Raw genomic sequence first — 15,870 nt, 5'->3', positions numbered from 1 at the left:
CAAGGTCGAGGCGGCGGCCATACCAAACGAAAACGCCGCCCGGAAACCGGACGGCGCTTTATCTGGCAAGCCTTGCGTCGGTCGCCCGACGCTGCTGTGCAGGCGGGTGCTACCGTGTCAGCGCAACTTCCGAAGGCCGCTGGCTGAAATTGCACTTGCCGGTGACGTCGTAGAAGAAGTCGGCATTGCTGACGGGAGCGGGAACCGCATTGCCGCCGTCCTCCCAGGCTTGCGTGCTGGTATTGCCGCACGGCACGGCCGAGAAGATGTCGACGGTCTTGTTGGCCGGCGATTCGACGCCGTCGATATAGAGGCGGTCCGACGTGGCCGGATCATTGGTCTTCAGGAGCTTGGGATTGCCCGAAGGTACGTTCATTTCCAGATACATCGTGTTCATCTGGCTGACGTCGATAGTGGCGCCTGTTCCGTCGCCCTTGGTGAAGGTGCAGGTGACCAACCTGTTGCCATCCACGAAGGAGCCGGCGGGAACCGAATCCCAGGAACTGGCGCTCGTGCATTTCTGCTGCTGCTGAACGGTCTTCAACTTGCCGTTCTTGTTGGGCGTATAGACAGTGGTGGTGCCGTAGCCCTTGGAACCGCCGTTGCCGTTATACTCGTACGTGATCTGCATCAGCGGCTTGGGATCGGTCTCGCCGAACTCGACGCCGTAAAGCGTCATGGTCTTGTTCCAGTATCCAGAGACCTTGTTGATCTTGAAGGCCGCCTCGACCAGCGCCGGGTTCTTGCGCGCGGCGGCGGCGACGCTGATCGCCACCGTGTTGATTCCGGCCATCGACATGAAGTCGGTCGGCATGGCGTAGCTTGCGGAGGAAGTCATCGTGGAGGTGCCATCGGCGGTGATATCGAAATCGCCGAGGGTCGCCGTGCCGTTGCCGCCGTTGAGCACATAGGCGGCCTGCAGCGCCTTCTGGCGGTCCGCCTTGGCCGTGTCCTTCGACATCGTCATGATCGACAGAGACGCCGCATCGAGCGCGCTCTGCATGGATGTCCTTTCGGCCGTGCCGCGCGAATAGTCGGACACCATGCCGACGGCCGCGACCAGCGGCACCATCGCGACGGCGAGCGCCGGCGCGAACGAGCCGTCCCTGGATTTCAGAAAGCCTTTTTTCAGGCCGGACATTGCGATCCCCCGAGGCATATTTCACCTGTTCAGGCTGCCAGTAGCACATCAGCCGCAACCACATCGCTAAGGGAACGCTTAAAGATTTAACGGTCGATTACGCCGTCTCCCGCATCACGGGGGCGGGAGACGGTGATGGAGGGAACGCCGCCCGCCTAGCTGCCAGAATTGCCCGCCGCCCATTTGCCGCGTTCGCAAATGCAAAACCGGTTTCCCCTTTGGGCGCGAATGCTTTATAGGCCGCGCCCAGCAGAGGACCAGAATGACCACGCCGCTGAAGAACATCCGCAACTTTTCCATCGTCGCCCATATCGACCATGGCAAGTCGACGCTCGCCGACCGGCTCATCCAGCTCACCGGCGCGCTCGACGCGCGCGAGATGGCCGGCAAGGAGCAGGTGCTGGACTCGATGGACATCGAGCGCGAGCGCGGCATCACCATCAAGGCGCAGACGGTGCGCCTCGCCTACCCCGCCAAGGACGGCGAGACCTATATCCTCAACCTGATCGACACGCCCGGCCACGTCGACTTCGCCTACGAGGTATCGCGCTCGCTCGCGGCCTGCGAAGGCTCGCTCTTGGTGGTCGACGCCTCGCAGGGCGTCGAGGCGCAGACACTGGCCAACGTCTACCAGGCGATCGACAACAACCACGAGATCGTCGTGGTGCTGAACAAGATCGACCTGCCGGCAGCCGAGCCCGAGCGCGTCAAGGAGCAGGTCGAGGAGGTCATCGGCATCGACGCCTCGCAAGCCGTCGAGATCTCCGCCAAGACCGGCCTCGGTATCCCCGACGTGCTGGAGGCGATCGTCCACCAGTTGCCGCCGCCGCGCGAGGGCGATGCGTCCGCGCCGCTCAAGGCGATGCTGGTCGATTCGTGGTACGACGCCTATCTCGGCGTCATCGTGCTGGTGCGGGTCATCGACGGCGTGCTCAAGAAGGGCCAGACCATCCGCATGATGGGCACCGGCGCGAAGTACCCGGTGGAGCGCACCGGCTTCTTCACGCCCAAGATGATACAGGCCGACCAGATCGGCCCCGGCGAGTTCGGCTTCATCACCGCCTCGATCAAGGAGGTTGCCGATACGCGCGTCGGCGACACCATCACCGAGGACCGCCGCCCGACCGCGAAGGCCCTACCGGGCTTCAAGCCGGCGCAGCCCGTCGTCTTCTGCGGCCTGTTTCCCGTCGATGCGGCCGATTTCGAGGATCTGCGCGCGGCGGTGGGCAAGCTGCGCCTCAACGACGCTTCCTTCTCCTACGAAATGGAGACCTCGGCCGCGCTCGGCTTCGGCTTCCGCTGCGGCTTCCTCGGCCTGCTGCACCTGGAGATCATCCAGGAGCGGCTGGAGCGCGAGTTCGACCTCGACCTGATCGCCACCGCGCCCTCGGTCGTCTACCGCATGAACCTCATCGACGGCACGGTGAAGGAGTTGCACAACCCGGCGGACATGCCGGACGTGGTCAAGATTTCTTCCATCGAGGAGCCGTGGATCCGCGCCACCATCCTCACCCCCGACGATTATCTCGGCGGCATATTGAAGCTCTGTCAGGACCGGCGCGGCGTGCAGGTGGACCTTTCCTATGTCGGCAAGCGCGCCATGCTGCAATACGACCTACCGCTCAACGAGGTGGTGTTCGACTTCTACGACCGGCTGAAGTCGATCTCCAAGGGCTACGCCTCCTTCGACTACCACCTGACCGACTACCGCGAGGGCGACCTCGTGAAGATGTCGATCCTGGTCAACGACGAGCCGGTGGACGCGCTGTCCATGCTCGTCCACCGCACGGCGGCGGAAAAGCGCGGCCGCGCCATGTGCGAGAAGCTGAAGGAGCTGATCCCGCAGCACATGTTCAAGATCCCGATCCAGGCGGCCATCGGCGGCCGCATCATCGCCCGCGAGACCATTTCGGCGCTGCGCAAGGACGTGACCGCCAAATGCTACGGCGGCGACGTGACCCGCAAGCGCAAGCTGCTCGACAAGCAGAAAGAGGGCAAGAAGCGCATGCGCCAGTTCGGCAAGGTGGAAATCCCGCAGGCGGCGTTCATCGAAGCGCTGAAGATGGGGGATTGAGAAGCCGGTTGGCGCCAAGCGAAGCGCGGCGCCAAGTCATCGATCCGGCGGATCGATGACAGGCTTCGAAAGGGCGGGAGCTACCGGAGGCAGCGGGACCCGCCCCGGCGCGGCGCTGGAACTGCAGGGCGGAGGTAGGCAGAGACCTTGAAGAAGCTCATCCTGACCCACCACGCTGAAACTAAAATGCACGAACGTAGAATCCGGCTGGAATGGATCGAGCGCACGATCCGTAACGCCGACTGGATCGAACCGGAGCCACGCGACCCGTCTGCGGAACGTCGTTTCGCTCCGGTCCCGGAATTCGGTGGCCGCATCCTGCGCGTGGTATGCGTGGAGACCGAAAGCGCGATCCGTGTTATAACAGTGACATTCGACAGAGGCGCGAGGAGCGGCCGATGATTGACATGACCTACGATCCGGAAGCCGATGCCGTCTACATTTATCTCGGGCGCGGCAAGATTGACCACACCGAGGAAGCTGGCCCCTTCATTTACGACGTAGACGCAGAAGGTCGCATGATCGGAATAGAGATTTTGCATGCCAGCCAAGTTCTTGCGCAGGGCGATTGGCAGAAGGCGCGACTGCCCGGAAGACCCAACGAAGCAGCGGAATAGCAGAACACACAAACCAGATCAGCGCGGTGGCCACCGCCTTCCTCCCGCCACCATCCTCGCGCTAATCCTGCCGCGCCATGCTTCGCCTGCTCGCGCTGATTCCGCTCATCCTTTTGTCCGCCTGCGCCTCCTCCCGGCCTGTGCCGCCGGCGCAGATAGAGTCAGTCGCGCCCGCACCGCGGGTGGAGCCGGTAGAGCCGCCTGATCCACGCATCCATCCGCTCAGCCGGGAGGAAGAGGATTTGGCAAGATAGGCGTACAAACGCCGGTGTCGTCGCGCAGCCAACCTGGCGGGCGGGCCGCCCGACAGCGTAACTGGCCTAGCCAAGAGCGCTTCCGCAGCGCGTCGGGATGGTCTAAAGCCGGTCATCGTCCACGCCCGCAATGCCGCAGGAAATGACCGCTCAGCCAGACGCCGCCCGACCCGCTTCCGCCGCGCCCCTTCCCGGTCCGATCTCCCCCGGTCCCATTTTCCTGGGCATCGACACCGGCGGCACCTACACCGACGCAGCGCTCTGGAGCGAGGCAGGTGGGCCGAAAGGCACGGTGCTTGCGAAAGCCAAGGCGCTCACCACGCGGCATGACCTCGCCGTCGGCATTTCCGGCGCGGTCGACGCAGTTCTGGAAAAGGCGGGCGTCGATCCGGCGGCGATCAAGCTGGTGTCGATGTCGACCACGCTCGCCACCAACGCCCTCGTGGAAGGGCAAGGCGGACGGGTCGCGCTGGTGATGGTCGGCTTCGCGGAAGACGATCTCGCCCGCGACGGGCTGAAGAGCGCGCTCGGCACCGACCCGGTGGTGTTCTGCCCCGGCGGCCACAACGTCCACGGCGATGCCGCGGACCTCGATCTTTCGCCGCTGGAAGCTGTGTTGCCTGAATTGGCGGAAAGCGTGTCCGGCTTTGCCGTCTGCGGCTATTTCGCCACCCGCAATCCCGAGCACGAGCTTGCTGCGCGCGACCTGATCCGGGCCAGGACCGGCCTGCCGGTCACCGCCTCGCATGAACTGTCCGCCAAGCTCGGCGGGCCGCGGCGGGCATTGACGACGCTCCTCAATGCGCGGCTGATCGCCATGATCGACCGGCTGGTGGCGGCGACCGAAGGGTTCCTGGAGGCGAGGAACATCCATGCGCCGCTGATGGTGGTGCGCGGCGACGGCGCGCTGGTATCGGCGGCGTTCGCGCGCCAGCGACCCATCGAGACGATCCTGTCCGGTCCCGCCGCTTCCCTCGTCGGCGCCCGCCACATGACCGGGCTGGACGACGCGCTGGTCTCCGACATCGGCGGCACCACCACCGACGTCGCGGTGCTCGACAAGGGCCGGCCGCGGCTGGACCCCGAAGGCGCCACCGTCGGCGGCTACCGCACCATGGTCGAGGCGGTCGCCATGCGCACCTTCGGCCTCGGCGGCGATTCGGAAGTGGCCTTGCAGGAGGGCGCGCTCGATCCGCGGCTGGTGCTCGGGCCGCGCCGGCTGGTGCCGCTGTCGCTGGCGGCCGCGCAGCACGGCCGCACGGTGACCGACCAGTTGGAACGCCAGTTGCGGGCGCCGAACGCCGGCCGCATGGACGCCCGCTTCGCCTTCCGCACAGGCATTCCGGAGCGCTATGCCGCCGGGCTCGGCAAGTCGGAAGCGCGGCTCTACGCCGACATCACCGAAGTGCCGCAGCCGATCGATCTTCTGCTGTCCTCCAACGCCCAGAACGCGACGCTGAAGCGGCTGGTGGCGCGCGGGCTGGTGCATGTTTCCGGCTTCACGCCGTCCGATGCCGCGCATGTGCTGGGCAAACAGGCGAACTGGAACCGGGAGGCGGCGGCGCTCGGCGCCGAACTCTTCGCCCGCAAGCGCGACGGCCGCGGCCAACTCGTCGCCGCTTCGCCGGAAGCGTTCTGCGAGCGCGTGCTGAGGGCGCTGACGCGCTGGTCGGCCGAATACATCCTCGAAACCGCCTTCGCCGAGGACGGGCTGGACGGCGCCGCAACCGTGGCGCATGCGCTGGTGCAGCGCGCGGTCGATTCCTACGACGGCATCGTGCGCCTCAAGGTTGCGCTGGACCGCCCGGTGATCGGGCTAGGGGCGTCGGCGCCGCTGCATTACGCCGGACTGCCGGCCCTGCTCGGCAACGAGTGCATCGTGCCGGTGGACACCGACGTCGCCAACGCGCTGGGCGCCGTGGTCGGCCAGGTCAGGGTCACGGCCGAAATCCGCGTCAGCCAGCCGCAGGAAGGGCTGTTCCGCTTCTCAACCGCACGGGGCATGCACGATTTCGACGAGGAGGCGCCGGCGATAGCGGCCGCAGAGGCCGAGATGCGTGCCCTGGCCACCAGCCGCGCCAGTGAGGCCGGCGCGGATGACGCCGAGGTCGAGGTGGCGACCGAGTTCAAGGTCTCGACCATCGAAGGCCAGCGCATGTTCATCGAAGCCCATGTCGTGGCCACCGCCTCCGGCCGGCCGCGCATTGCGGTTTGAACGATGGCGTGGGACCTTAGCCGAATTGACCGCAACGGGCCGCCATGCCAAAGGCCGGCATCCATTCTTACGTCCTGGAAGTGAGACCAAATGACCGATCGCATCGAGATCGCCGGCTTACGCATCGCGCCCGAGCTCCACGCCTTCGTCGCCGGTGAGGCGATTCCCGGAACCGGCGTCGACGCCGACGCCTTCTGGAACGGCTTTTCCGAACTGGTCCACGACCTTGCGCCGAAGAACCGGGCGCTGCTGAAGAAGCGCGACGACATCCAGGAGAAGATCGACGCCTGGCATCGCGCCAACGGCGCGCCCAGCGACCTCGCCGCCTACAAGGATTTTCTCACTGAGATCGGCTATCTGCTGCCCGAGGGTCCGGCCTTCTCGGTCGAGACGGACAATGTCGATCCGGAGATCGCCATCGTCGCCGGGCCGCAGCTCGTCGTGCCGGTGATGAATGCGCGCTATGCGCTCAACGCTGCCAACGCGCGCTGGGGCTCGCTCTACGACGCGCTCTACGGCACCGACGCGATCCCCGAGAGCGACGGCGCGGAGAAGGGCAAGGGCTACAATCCGAAGCGCGGTGAGAAGGTCATCGCCTGGGCGAAGGGCTTCCTCGACGAATCCGCGCCGCTGGACGGCGCCAAATGGGCCGATGCGACCGGCCTGAAGATTGCTAAAGACGCACTCGAAGTCGCTACCAGGACGGGAACCGCGACACTCAAGGACGCCGCGCAGTTCGCCGGCTATCGGGGCGACGCGGCGCATCCGGACGCCGTGCTGCTTGCGCGCCACGGCCTGCATGTCGAGATCGTGATTGACCGCGCCAACACCATCGGCAAGACCGATCCGGCCGGCATCGCCGACATGATCCTGGAGTCGGCCGTCACCACCATCCAGGACTGCGAGGATTCGGTCGCGGCCGTCGATGCCGAGGACAAGGTGGCGGTCTACCGCAACTGGCTCGGCCTGATGAAGGGCGATCTCGAAGAGACCTTCGAAAAGGGCGGCCGCACGATGACGCGGCGGCTGAACGACGACCGCGCCTACACCGCGCCCGACGGCTCCACGCTCACGCTGCCGGGCCGGGCGCTGATGCTGGTGCGCAATGTCGGCCACCTGATGACCAATCCCGCGATCCTGCTGGAAGACGGCTCGGAAGTGCCGGAAGGCATCATGGACGCGGCGATCACCGCGCTGATCGCCTTGCACGACGTGGGTCGACCTGGGGGCCCGAACGGCCGCCATGCCAACAGCCGCGCAGGCTCCATGTATGTGGTGAAGCCGAAGATGCACGGACCGGAGGAAGTCGCCTTCGCTGCAGAGATCTTCGACCGGGCGGAGAAGCTGGTCGGCATGAAGCCGAACACGATGAAGATGGGCATCATGGATGAGGAGCGGCGCACCACCGTCAACCTCAAGGAGGCGATCCGCGCGGCGAAGGACCGCGTCGTGTTCATCAATACCGGCTTCCTCGACCGCACCGGCGACGAGATCCACACCTCGATGGAAGCCGGCCCGATGATCCGCAAGGGCGACATGAAGCAGGCAGCGTGGATCGGCGCCTACGAGAACTGGAACGTCGACACCGGCCTGGAATGCGGGCTGGAAGGCCGCGCCCAGATCGGCAAGGGCATGTGGGCGATGCCCGACCTCATGGCGGCGATGCTGGAACAGAAGATCGCGCACCCGAAGGCCGGCGCCAACACCGCATGGGTGCCCTCGCCCACCGCCGCCACGCTGCACGCCACGCACTACCACAAGGTCGACGTGCATGCCGTTCAGGACAAGCTCAAGTCACGGCCGAAGGCGAAGCTGGACGACATCCTGTCCGTGCCGGTGGCGGTGTGGCCGAACTGGACGGCCGACGACATCCAGAAGGAACTCGACAACAACGCGCAGGGAATCCTCGGCTATGTCGTGCGCTGGGTGGACCAGGGCGTCGGCTGCTCCAAGGTGCCGGACATCAACGATGTCGGCCTGATGGAGGACCGCGCCACGCTGCGCATCTCCTCGCAGCACATCGCCAACTGGCTGCATCACGGCGTCTGCACCGAGGCGCAGGTGATGGAGACGATGAAGCGCATGGCGGCGGTGGTGGACCGGCAGAACGAAGGCGATCCCCTCTACCGACCGATGGCGCCGGATTTCGATGCCTCGATCGCCTTCCAGGCGGCCTGCGACCTCGTCTTTAAGGGGCGGGTCCAGCCCAATGGTTATACGGAACCGGTTCTGCACAAGAGGCGGCTGGAGTTGAAGGCGAAGATGGCCTAGCGGCCGATTTTGAAGTCATGTCTGAGATGACGGCGCTCGACGTTGCCCCCCTCTGTCCTGCCGGACATCTCCCCCACAAGGGGGGAGATCAGCCCTTGCGTCGGCCTTTGCCAATCGCCAGCGTTGCAGGAAAAGCGGACAGGCGGAAGCTGCCGATCTCCCCCCTTGTGGGGGAGATGTCCGGCGGGACAGAGGGGGGCGCGACAGAGCGTCGGTCTCTTTTTGCGTTGGCAAGGTGGAGGTTACCCCTCCCGACCCACTGCGCGGGCCACCCTCCCCTCAAGTGGGAGGGGAGACGGTGATTCTCGCCATCGATTGCTCCGCCAATCTCTGCGCCGCCTGCGTGTATGACGCGGACGCCGCCGGGGAACTCGGCCGCGAGGTGCGCGACCTCGGCAAGGGTCATGCCGAGCACCTGATGGCGGTCATCGAAGAGGCGCTGGAAAAATCCGACAAGATCTTTGCCGACCTCACCGCCGTCGCCGTCTCGGTCGGCCCCGGTTCCTTTACCGGCATCCGCGTCGCCGTCGCCACCGCGCGCGGCCTGGCGCTGGCGCTGAAAATTCCGGCCATCGGCGTCACGACGCTCGAAGCGCTGGCGGCAGAAGCGCGGCAGGACTTTGCGGGTCGGGCCATCCTGGCGGCGCTCGACGGCGGGCGTGGCGACATCCACGCCGCGCTTTACGATGAATTGGCGGTTTTGCGCTACGGTCCGGCGGCAATCACGCTGGAGGAGGCCGTGGCCATGATTTCCGCCGCAGGAGCGCCGCCCGTACTGACCGGAACCGCCGCGCGCCGCATCAGCGAGGCGGCCGGCCATCCCTTCGACCTGGGGCCACTCGCGGCGACGGCCGATATCGCGACCTATGCGCGGCTCGCTGCCGGGAAGGGTCCGGGCGAAAAGCCGAAGCCGCTCTACCTGCGCGACGCCGACGCCAAACCGCAGGCCGGCTTCGTGCTGCCGAGGGTCGGGGGATGAGCGGCGCTACCCGCTCCATGGTCCGCTTACCCCCACCCCTAGCCCCTCCCCACAAGGGGGAGGGGAAGCTGCCGCACGCCAAGTCCCCCTCCCCCTTGTGGGGAGGGGTTAGGGGTGGGGGTGCCGGACTGCTCTCTTCATGCGCGTCCGGTTCGCCCCACGAAACCGGAACCGGCTGATGCGCATTCCCTTCCTCTCGCCGCGCGGCCGGGACTATGCGCTGGAGCGGCTGACCGTCGACGACGCGGCCGCCATCGCCGTCCTGCATGAGGAGGACTTCGTGCGGCCGTGGTCGGAAGCCGAATTCGCCAGCCTGCTCGAACAGGACACGGTGTTCGGCTTCGCGGCGAGGGAAGTGGGCAATCCGCGCGCCGGCATCGTCGGCTTCGTTCTGGCGCGGCTCGCAGCGGACGAAGGCGAGATCCTGACCGTGGCGACCGCCCGTTCGCATCGCCGCCAGGGTATCGGCTGGCGCCTGATGGACGCGGTGCTGCGGCAACTGCACGGCGACCGTGCCGAGGCGCTTTTCCTCGAGGTCGACGAGACCAACGCGGCCGCGATCGCACTCTATCGCCGCTTCGGCTTCCGCCAGGTCGGCCACCGGCCGAATTACTACCGTTCCGTCGAGCACGGCCCGACCGGCGCGCTTGTCATGCGGCGCGATCTCCGCTAGCCGCGATAGGCAAGCAGGACGATTGCAATTGAACATCTCATCGTTTGCATATGGCGATGTACCCCTACCCCTTCCCCTCAAGGGGGGGTGGACAGGGCAATCGCATATTGAATTTTCGACGCTCCCGCACCCCCACCCTTATTCCCTCCCCACAAGGGGGAGGGAGACGCCGACACTGCCGTCTCGTCCAAGATCGCCGGCGCTGGCGCGCTGTAGCACCGTCACAAAATCCCCCTTCCCCTTGTGGGGAGGGGTTAGGGGTGGGGGTGCATCGCTCCGTGCGATTGCCCTGCCCTTATGGGAATCCGAAGGACGGGCGAGACGACGAGCCGGCTCCGGCAAGGTCAAGGGCGGGGGTGATCCGGACGCAGCCGCCGCTGTTTCGAGACCTTCGGAAGCGCAATGATCGGAAAACTCAGGACAGGGCTGGCGGTGGTCTTTGCTGCGACAAGCACGCTGGTGCTGGCGCTGGCGCAGGCGGTTGTGCTGAAGACCGGCATCGGCAACCCGCACCGCCTGCCAAGGCTCTGGCATCGCTGTGTGCTCAAGGCGCTGGGCATCCGGGTCCATGTCGTGGGGTCGCCGGCCGCGCGACGGCCGCTGCTGATCGCCGCCAACCATGTATCGTGGACCGATATCGGTGTGCTCGGCTCCATTGCCGACGTTTCCTTCATCGCCAAATCGGAGATGGAAGGATGGCCGCTGATGGGCTGGCTGTCGACGCTGCAAGGCACTGTCTTCGTCGAGCGCGAGCGCCGGCACCGCTCCGGCGACCAGGCGGGCGAGATCGCGGGACGCCTCAACGACGGCGACGTGATGGTGCTTTTCGCCGAAGGTACGACAGGCGACGGCAACGCGCTCTTGCCTTTCAAGAGCACCCTGTTCGGCGCCGCGACGATGGCGCTCAGGCAGAGCGCGGGCGGGCGGGAAGAAGCCGGAGAGGAAGGGACCGGACAGACGGGTGCCAGGAAAGGCGGGCATGCCGAAATCGCCATTCAGCCGGTGTCGATCGCCTATACCGCGCGGCAGGGACTTCCGCTCGGCCGGGCCGGACGCATGGCGCTGTGCTGGATCGGCGACCAGGACCTCCTGCCACACATTTCGGGACTGCTGCGCGCCGGTGCCGTCGATGCCGAAGTGCGCTTCGGCGAGCCGGTGATCTTCGATGCGCGGTCGAACCGCAAGGAGACCGCGCGGCTGGTCGAAGCCCGCGTCAGGGACATGCTGGAAGCCTCGTTGCGCGGGAACGGGCGGCAAGGCTGACGCCAAAGCGGCGGAATCGGTTGTCCCTGCCCGCCAAAACGCGATAGAAGCCGCCGCATGGATATGCCAACGACACACCGGACGCCAGCCCGCGCAGCGGCCACGGGCGACGACACAACAGGCGACGACAGGGACCGCAAGGTCTTCATCAAGACCTATGGCTGCCAGATGAATGTCTACGATTCGCAGCGCATGGCCGACGCGCTGGCGGCGGACGGCTATGCCGCGACCGAGCGGATGGAGGACGCCGACCTGGTGCTCCTCAACACCTGCCACATCCGCGAGAAGGCGGCGGAGAAGGTCTATTCCGAACTCGGCCGCATCCGCGACCTGAAGACCGAGCGTGCGCTGGAGGGAAAGACGCTGACCATCGGCGTCACCGGCTGCGTGGCGCAGGCGGAAGGCAAGGAGATCATCCGCCGCGCGCCGGCCGTCGACCTCGTCGTCGGCCCGCAGACCTATCACCGCCTGCCCGACGTGCTTGCTCGCGTGCGCGGCGGCGCGCGGGTGGTGGAGACAGATTACGCCATCGAGGACAAGTTCGAGCACCTGCCCGCGCCGAAGAAGGCGGTGGTAGCGAAGCGCGGCGTCACCGCGTTTCTGACCGTGCAGGAAGGTTGCGACAAGTTCTGCACCTTCTGCGTGGTGCCCTATACGCGCGGCTCCGAGGTGTCGCGACCCGTCGAGCAGATCGTGGCGGAGGCCGAGCGGCTGGCGGCGGCGGGCGTGCGCGAGGTGACGCTGCTCGGCCAGAACGTCAATGCGTGGCATGGCCAAGGGCCGGACGGCAAGGCATGGGGCCTGGGACGGCTCCTGTTCAGGCTGGCTGAAATCCCCGGCATCGCGCGGCTGCGCTACACGACCAGCCATCCGCGCGACATGGACGACGAGTTGATCGCCGCGCATGGCGACCTTGAAACGCTGATGCCCTATCTCCATCTGCCGGTGCAGGCGGGCTCGGACCGCATCCTGAAAGCGATGAACCGCAAACATGCCGCGTCGGACTATCTGAGATTGATCGAGCGCATCCGCGCCGCGCGGCCTGACATCGCACTGTCGGGCGACTTCATCGTCGGGTTTCCCGGCGAGACGGACGCCGATTTCGAGGACACGCTGCGGCTGGTGCGGGAGGTCGGCTATGCCTCGGCCTTCTCGTTCAAATATTCGCCTCGCCCCGGCACGCCCGGCGCCGAGATGGATGGCCATGTGGCGGAACAGGTGAAGGACGAGCGGTTGCAGCGGCTGCAAGCGCTGCTGGTGGACCAGCAGCAGGCCTTCACCGTTTCCATGGTCGGCAGGACGATGCCGGTCCTGATCGAGAAGCCTGGCCGGCAGGCGGGCCAGCGGGTCGGTCGCTCGCCCTGGCTGCAGCCGGTGATTGTTGATGAAAAGGCCGGTGGAATCGGCGACATTATCGATGTGCGAATCATGGAAGCGGGCTTCAACAGCCTGCATGCCGTGCCCGCCTGAGGGCGGGCCAGACAGGAGAGACGGTTGAGCCCTGCCGAATTGAAGAACGCGCCTCCCCTCGCACCGTCAGTGCCGTCGTCGGGAGCGTCCTCTTCGGCGGCGACGTCTTCCGGCGCGTCGGACATGGCGCATATCGTGCTCACCTTCGACAACAACCGGCTGGCCAGCGCGCTCTACGGCCAGTTCGACGAGAACCTGGCGCGGCTGGAGCAGAAGCTCGGCGTGGATATCCGCTCGCGCGGCAACCAGTTGACCATCAAGGGCTCGTCCACGGCTGCCGAGCAGGCGCGGCGCGCGCTCGACAGCCTCTACGCCATCCTCCAGAAGGGCGCCGACATCGGCCAGTCCGACGTCGACGGCGCGGTGCGCATGGCGGTCGCCGCCGACGACCAGCTCACCCTGCCGACGCTGGAGCGCAAGGGCAAGGTTTCCGCCGCCCAGATCGCGACGCGCAAGAAGACCATCTACGCCCGCTCGCTCAACCAGGACGCCTATATGCGCGCGCTGGAGCGCTCCGAGCTGGTCTTCGGCATCGGCCCGGCCGGCACCGGCAAGACCTATCTGGCGGTCGCCCACGCCGCCATGCTGCTGGAACGCGGCATGGTCGAGCGCATCATCCTGTCGCGCCCGGCCGTCGAGGCCGGCGAGCGGCTCGGCTTCCTGCCCGGCGACATGAAGGAGAAGGTCGATCCTTACCTTCGTCCGCTCTACGACGCGCTTTACGACATGATGCCGGGCGACAAGGTCGAGCGCGCCATCGGCGCCGGCGTCATCGAGATCGCGCCGCTCGCCTTCATGCGCGGCCGCACGCTGGCGCATGCCGCCGTCATCCTCGACGAGGCGCAGAACACCACGACCATGCAGATGAAGATGTTTTTGACGCGGCTCGGCGAAAACTCGCGCATGATCGTCACCGGCGACCCCAGCCAGATCGACCTGCCGCCCAACACGCGCTCAGGCCTGGTGGAGGCGCTGCGCGTGCTCGACGGCGTGCCCGGCATCGTCACCGTACGCTTCAACGACACCGACGTGGTGCGCCACCCGCTGGTCGCCGAGATCGTCCGGGCCTACGATCGCGACGGCAAGGTTGCGCGCGGGCTGGGCGCAGAGGGGTGAGGATCGGTTCTTTTCCGATGCCTTTTATGGATACTGTCTGCGCACCTATAAATGCCGGCGCCGCACCCCCACCCCTAACCCCTCCCCACAAGGGGGAGGGGGAGCTGCCGCATGCCAAGTCCCCCTCCCCCTTGTGGGGAGGGGTTAGGGGTGGGGGTGCGCAAACGCTGCTCTTGGTGGGCTGCCATGTCCGCTGAGCCAAACTCTCCGATCGATTTCGACCTCACCGTCGAAGCCGGTGACTGGCCTGAGGAGGCCACTCTCGCCGCCCTGGTCGAGCATGCAATCACCGCGACCTTCGCCGAACTGTCCCCTGCCCGTCCCGGCGAATCCGAACTCGGCGTGATCTTCACCGACGACGCCCATATCCGAGACCTGAACGCCGGCTGGCGCGGCAAGGACAAGGCGACCAACGTGCTGTCCTTTCCCGCCTTTCCCGAGACGAAATCCGGACCCTTGCCGCCGCTGCTCGGCGATATCGTGCTGGCTGCAGAGACCGTCGCCGGCGAAGCCGCACTGGAAGACAAGCCGTTCGAGAACCATATCAGCCATCTGGTAGTGCATGGCTTGCTGCATCTGCTGGGCTACGACCACGAGACCGACGCGGAGGCGGAGGAGATGGAGGCGCTGGAGCGCCGCGTGCTGGCGAGGCTTGCCATTCCCGACCCTTATGCGTAACTACGAAGTCCAACCGATCGAAAGACGATGACCGAGAGACAAGACGCCGCCGCCCGTACAGACGCCGGCAGCGCGCCCAAAGCTTCCGAAGCGCCGGAAGACCCTTCCAGTCCGAGTACCAGCACGAGCGTTGCGGCCCACGAGCCCGCCGCCGGCCCCTCGCTGCTCGACCGCCTCCTCGGCCTGTTCCGGCAGCGCAACGGTACCAGCCTGCGCGAGGAGATCGCCGGCGCGCTCGCCGAGACGGGGACCAGCGACGCCGAATCCTTCTCGCCCGGCGAACGGGCCATGCTCAACAACATCCTGCGGCTGCGCGAGGTCCGCGTCGAGGACGTGATGGTGCCGCGCGCCGACATCGAGGGCGTGGAGATCGGCACGAAGCTCGGCGAATTGATGGGACTGTTCGAAAAGTCCGGCCACTCGCGCATGCCCGTCTATGCCGAGACGCTGGACGATCCGCGCGGCATGATCCACATCCGCGACGTGCTGGCCCATATCACCCGCACCGCCACCGCGAAGAAGGGGCGCGGCCGCAAGGCGCAGGCCGCCGTGGCGCTCGACCTCGCCCAGGTGGACCTGACGCGCACCATCGGCGACCTAGGCCTGATCCGGCCGGTGCTTTTCGTACCGCCCTCCATGCTGGCGTCCGACCTTATGGCGCGCATGCAGGCCGCGCGCACGCAGATGGCGCTGGTCATCGACGAATACGGCGGCACCGACGGACTGGTCTCGCTTGAGGACATCGTCGAAATGGTCGTCGGCGACATCGAGGACGAGCACGACGACGACGAACCGATGATCACCAGGGCCGGCGACGGCATCTATATCGTCGACGGCCGGGCGGAGATCGACGATGTCGCCGAGATGATCGGTGGCGATTTCGCGGCCGGCGAACATGGCGAATCCGTCGATACGATCGGCGGCATGATCTTCAATACGCTCGGCCGGGTGCCGGCGCGCGGCGAAGTGGTGCAGGCCATTCCCGGCTTCGAGTTCCATGTGCTCGACGCCGATCCACGCCGCGTGAAGCGGGTGCGCATCGTCGAGACGGGCAAGGGCGAGCGCCGCCGCCGCGCGGCGCGCGCGGAGCAGGCGTAGCACCGCTTTCCCGGCCTGCTT

13 protein-coding genes are annotated in these 15,870 nt (G+C 66.5%); 12 read left to right on the top strand and 1 reads right to left on the bottom strand.

The features are described from left to right. Nucleotides 1–109: 109 nt before the first annotated feature. Complete coding sequence (locus ABMA46_RS05050; protein WP_348998218.1) at nt 110–1,141, bottom strand: TadE/TadG family type IV pilus assembly protein; 1,032 nt, start codon at nt 1,139–1,141, stop codon at nt 110–112. A 262-nt stretch (nt 1,142–1,403) separates the two neighbouring features. On the opposite strand from ABMA46_RS05050, the gene lepA reads away from it, so the two are divergent. The 12 genes from lepA to ABMA46_RS04990 all read left to right on the top strand — a co-directional run bounded on the left by lepA (nt 1,404) and on the right by ABMA46_RS04990 (nt 15,849). Continuing rightward, a complete protein-coding gene (gene lepA / locus ABMA46_RS05045; RefSeq protein ID WP_348998217.1) occupies nt 1,404–3,215 on the top strand; it encodes a translation elongation factor 4 in 1,812 nt (603 codons plus the stop codon). Between the two features lie 147 nt (nt 3,216–3,362). Next, nucleotides 3,363–3,617, top strand: a complete 255-nt coding sequence (locus ABMA46_RS05040; protein WP_348998216.1) for a DUF4258 domain-containing protein — start codon at nt 3,363–3,365, stop codon at nt 3,615–3,617. After that, complete coding sequence (locus ABMA46_RS05035) at nt 3,614–3,832, top strand: DUF2283 domain-containing protein (RefSeq protein ID WP_348998215.1); 219 nt, start codon at nt 3,614–3,616, stop codon at nt 3,830–3,832. The genes ABMA46_RS05040 and ABMA46_RS05035 overlap by 4 nt, the downstream gene beginning before the upstream one ends. A 396-nt stretch (nt 3,833–4,228) precedes the next feature. Beyond that, nucleotides 4,229–6,301 carry a hydantoinase/oxoprolinase N-terminal domain-containing protein gene (locus ABMA46_RS05030; RefSeq protein WP_348998214.1) on the top strand — a complete coding sequence of 691 codons (2,073 nt, stop codon included), beginning with the start codon at nt 4,229–4,231 and terminating at the stop codon, nt 6,299–6,301. Between the two features lie 90 nt (nt 6,302–6,391). Continuing rightward, complete coding sequence (locus ABMA46_RS05025; RefSeq protein WP_348998213.1) at nt 6,392–8,572, top strand: malate synthase G; 2,181 nt, start codon at nt 6,392–6,394, stop codon at nt 8,570–8,572. A 298-nt stretch (nt 8,573–8,870) separates the two neighbouring features. Then, nucleotides 8,871–9,551: a tRNA (adenosine(37)-N6)-threonylcarbamoyltransferase complex dimerization subunit type 1 TsaB gene (tsaB, locus tag ABMA46_RS05020; RefSeq protein WP_348998212.1), complete on the top strand. Its 681-nt coding sequence runs from the start codon at nt 8,871–8,873 to the stop codon at nt 9,549–9,551. A 178-nt stretch (nt 9,552–9,729) separates the two neighbouring features. After that, complete coding sequence (gene rimI, locus ABMA46_RS05015; RefSeq protein ID WP_348998211.1) at nt 9,730–10,224, top strand: ribosomal protein S18-alanine N-acetyltransferase; 495 nt, start codon at nt 9,730–9,732, stop codon at nt 10,222–10,224. Nucleotides 10,225–10,626: 402 nt separating this feature from the next. Then, nucleotides 10,627–11,487: a lysophospholipid acyltransferase family protein gene (locus ABMA46_RS05010; RefSeq protein WP_348998210.1), complete on the top strand. Its 861-nt coding sequence runs from the start codon at nt 10,627–10,629 to the stop codon at nt 11,485–11,487. 57 nt (nt 11,488–11,544) lie between these two features. After that, a complete protein-coding gene (gene miaB, locus ABMA46_RS05005; protein ID WP_425475686.1) occupies nt 11,545–12,957 on the top strand; it encodes a tRNA (N6-isopentenyl adenosine(37)-C2)-methylthiotransferase MiaB in 1,413 nt (470 codons plus the stop codon). A 123-nt stretch (nt 12,958–13,080) separates the two neighbouring features. Further along, on the top strand, nt 13,081–14,073 hold the full coding sequence (locus ABMA46_RS05000) for a PhoH family protein (RefSeq protein WP_348998538.1): 993 nt from the start codon (nt 13,081–13,083) through the stop codon (nt 14,071–14,073). 186 nt (nt 14,074–14,259) lie between these two features. Then, nucleotides 14,260–14,751 (top strand): rRNA maturation RNase YbeY, encoded by a 492-nt coding sequence (ybeY, locus tag ABMA46_RS04995; RefSeq protein WP_348998209.1) that lies wholly within the window; start codon nt 14,260–14,262, stop codon nt 14,749–14,751. A 27-nt stretch (nt 14,752–14,778) separates the two neighbouring features. Beyond that, a complete protein-coding gene (locus ABMA46_RS04990) occupies nt 14,779–15,849 on the top strand; it encodes a hemolysin family protein (protein ID WP_348998208.1) in 1,071 nt (356 codons plus the stop codon). Nucleotides 15,850–15,870: the final 21 nt, after the last annotated feature.

The sequence above is a fragment of the Mesorhizobium hunchu genome, assembly GCF_040081975.1.
Lineage (GTDB): Bacteria > Pseudomonadota > Alphaproteobacteria > Rhizobiales > Rhizobiaceae > Mesorhizobium > Mesorhizobium hunchu.
This window is presented reverse-complemented; position numbering and strand designations above follow the sequence as displayed.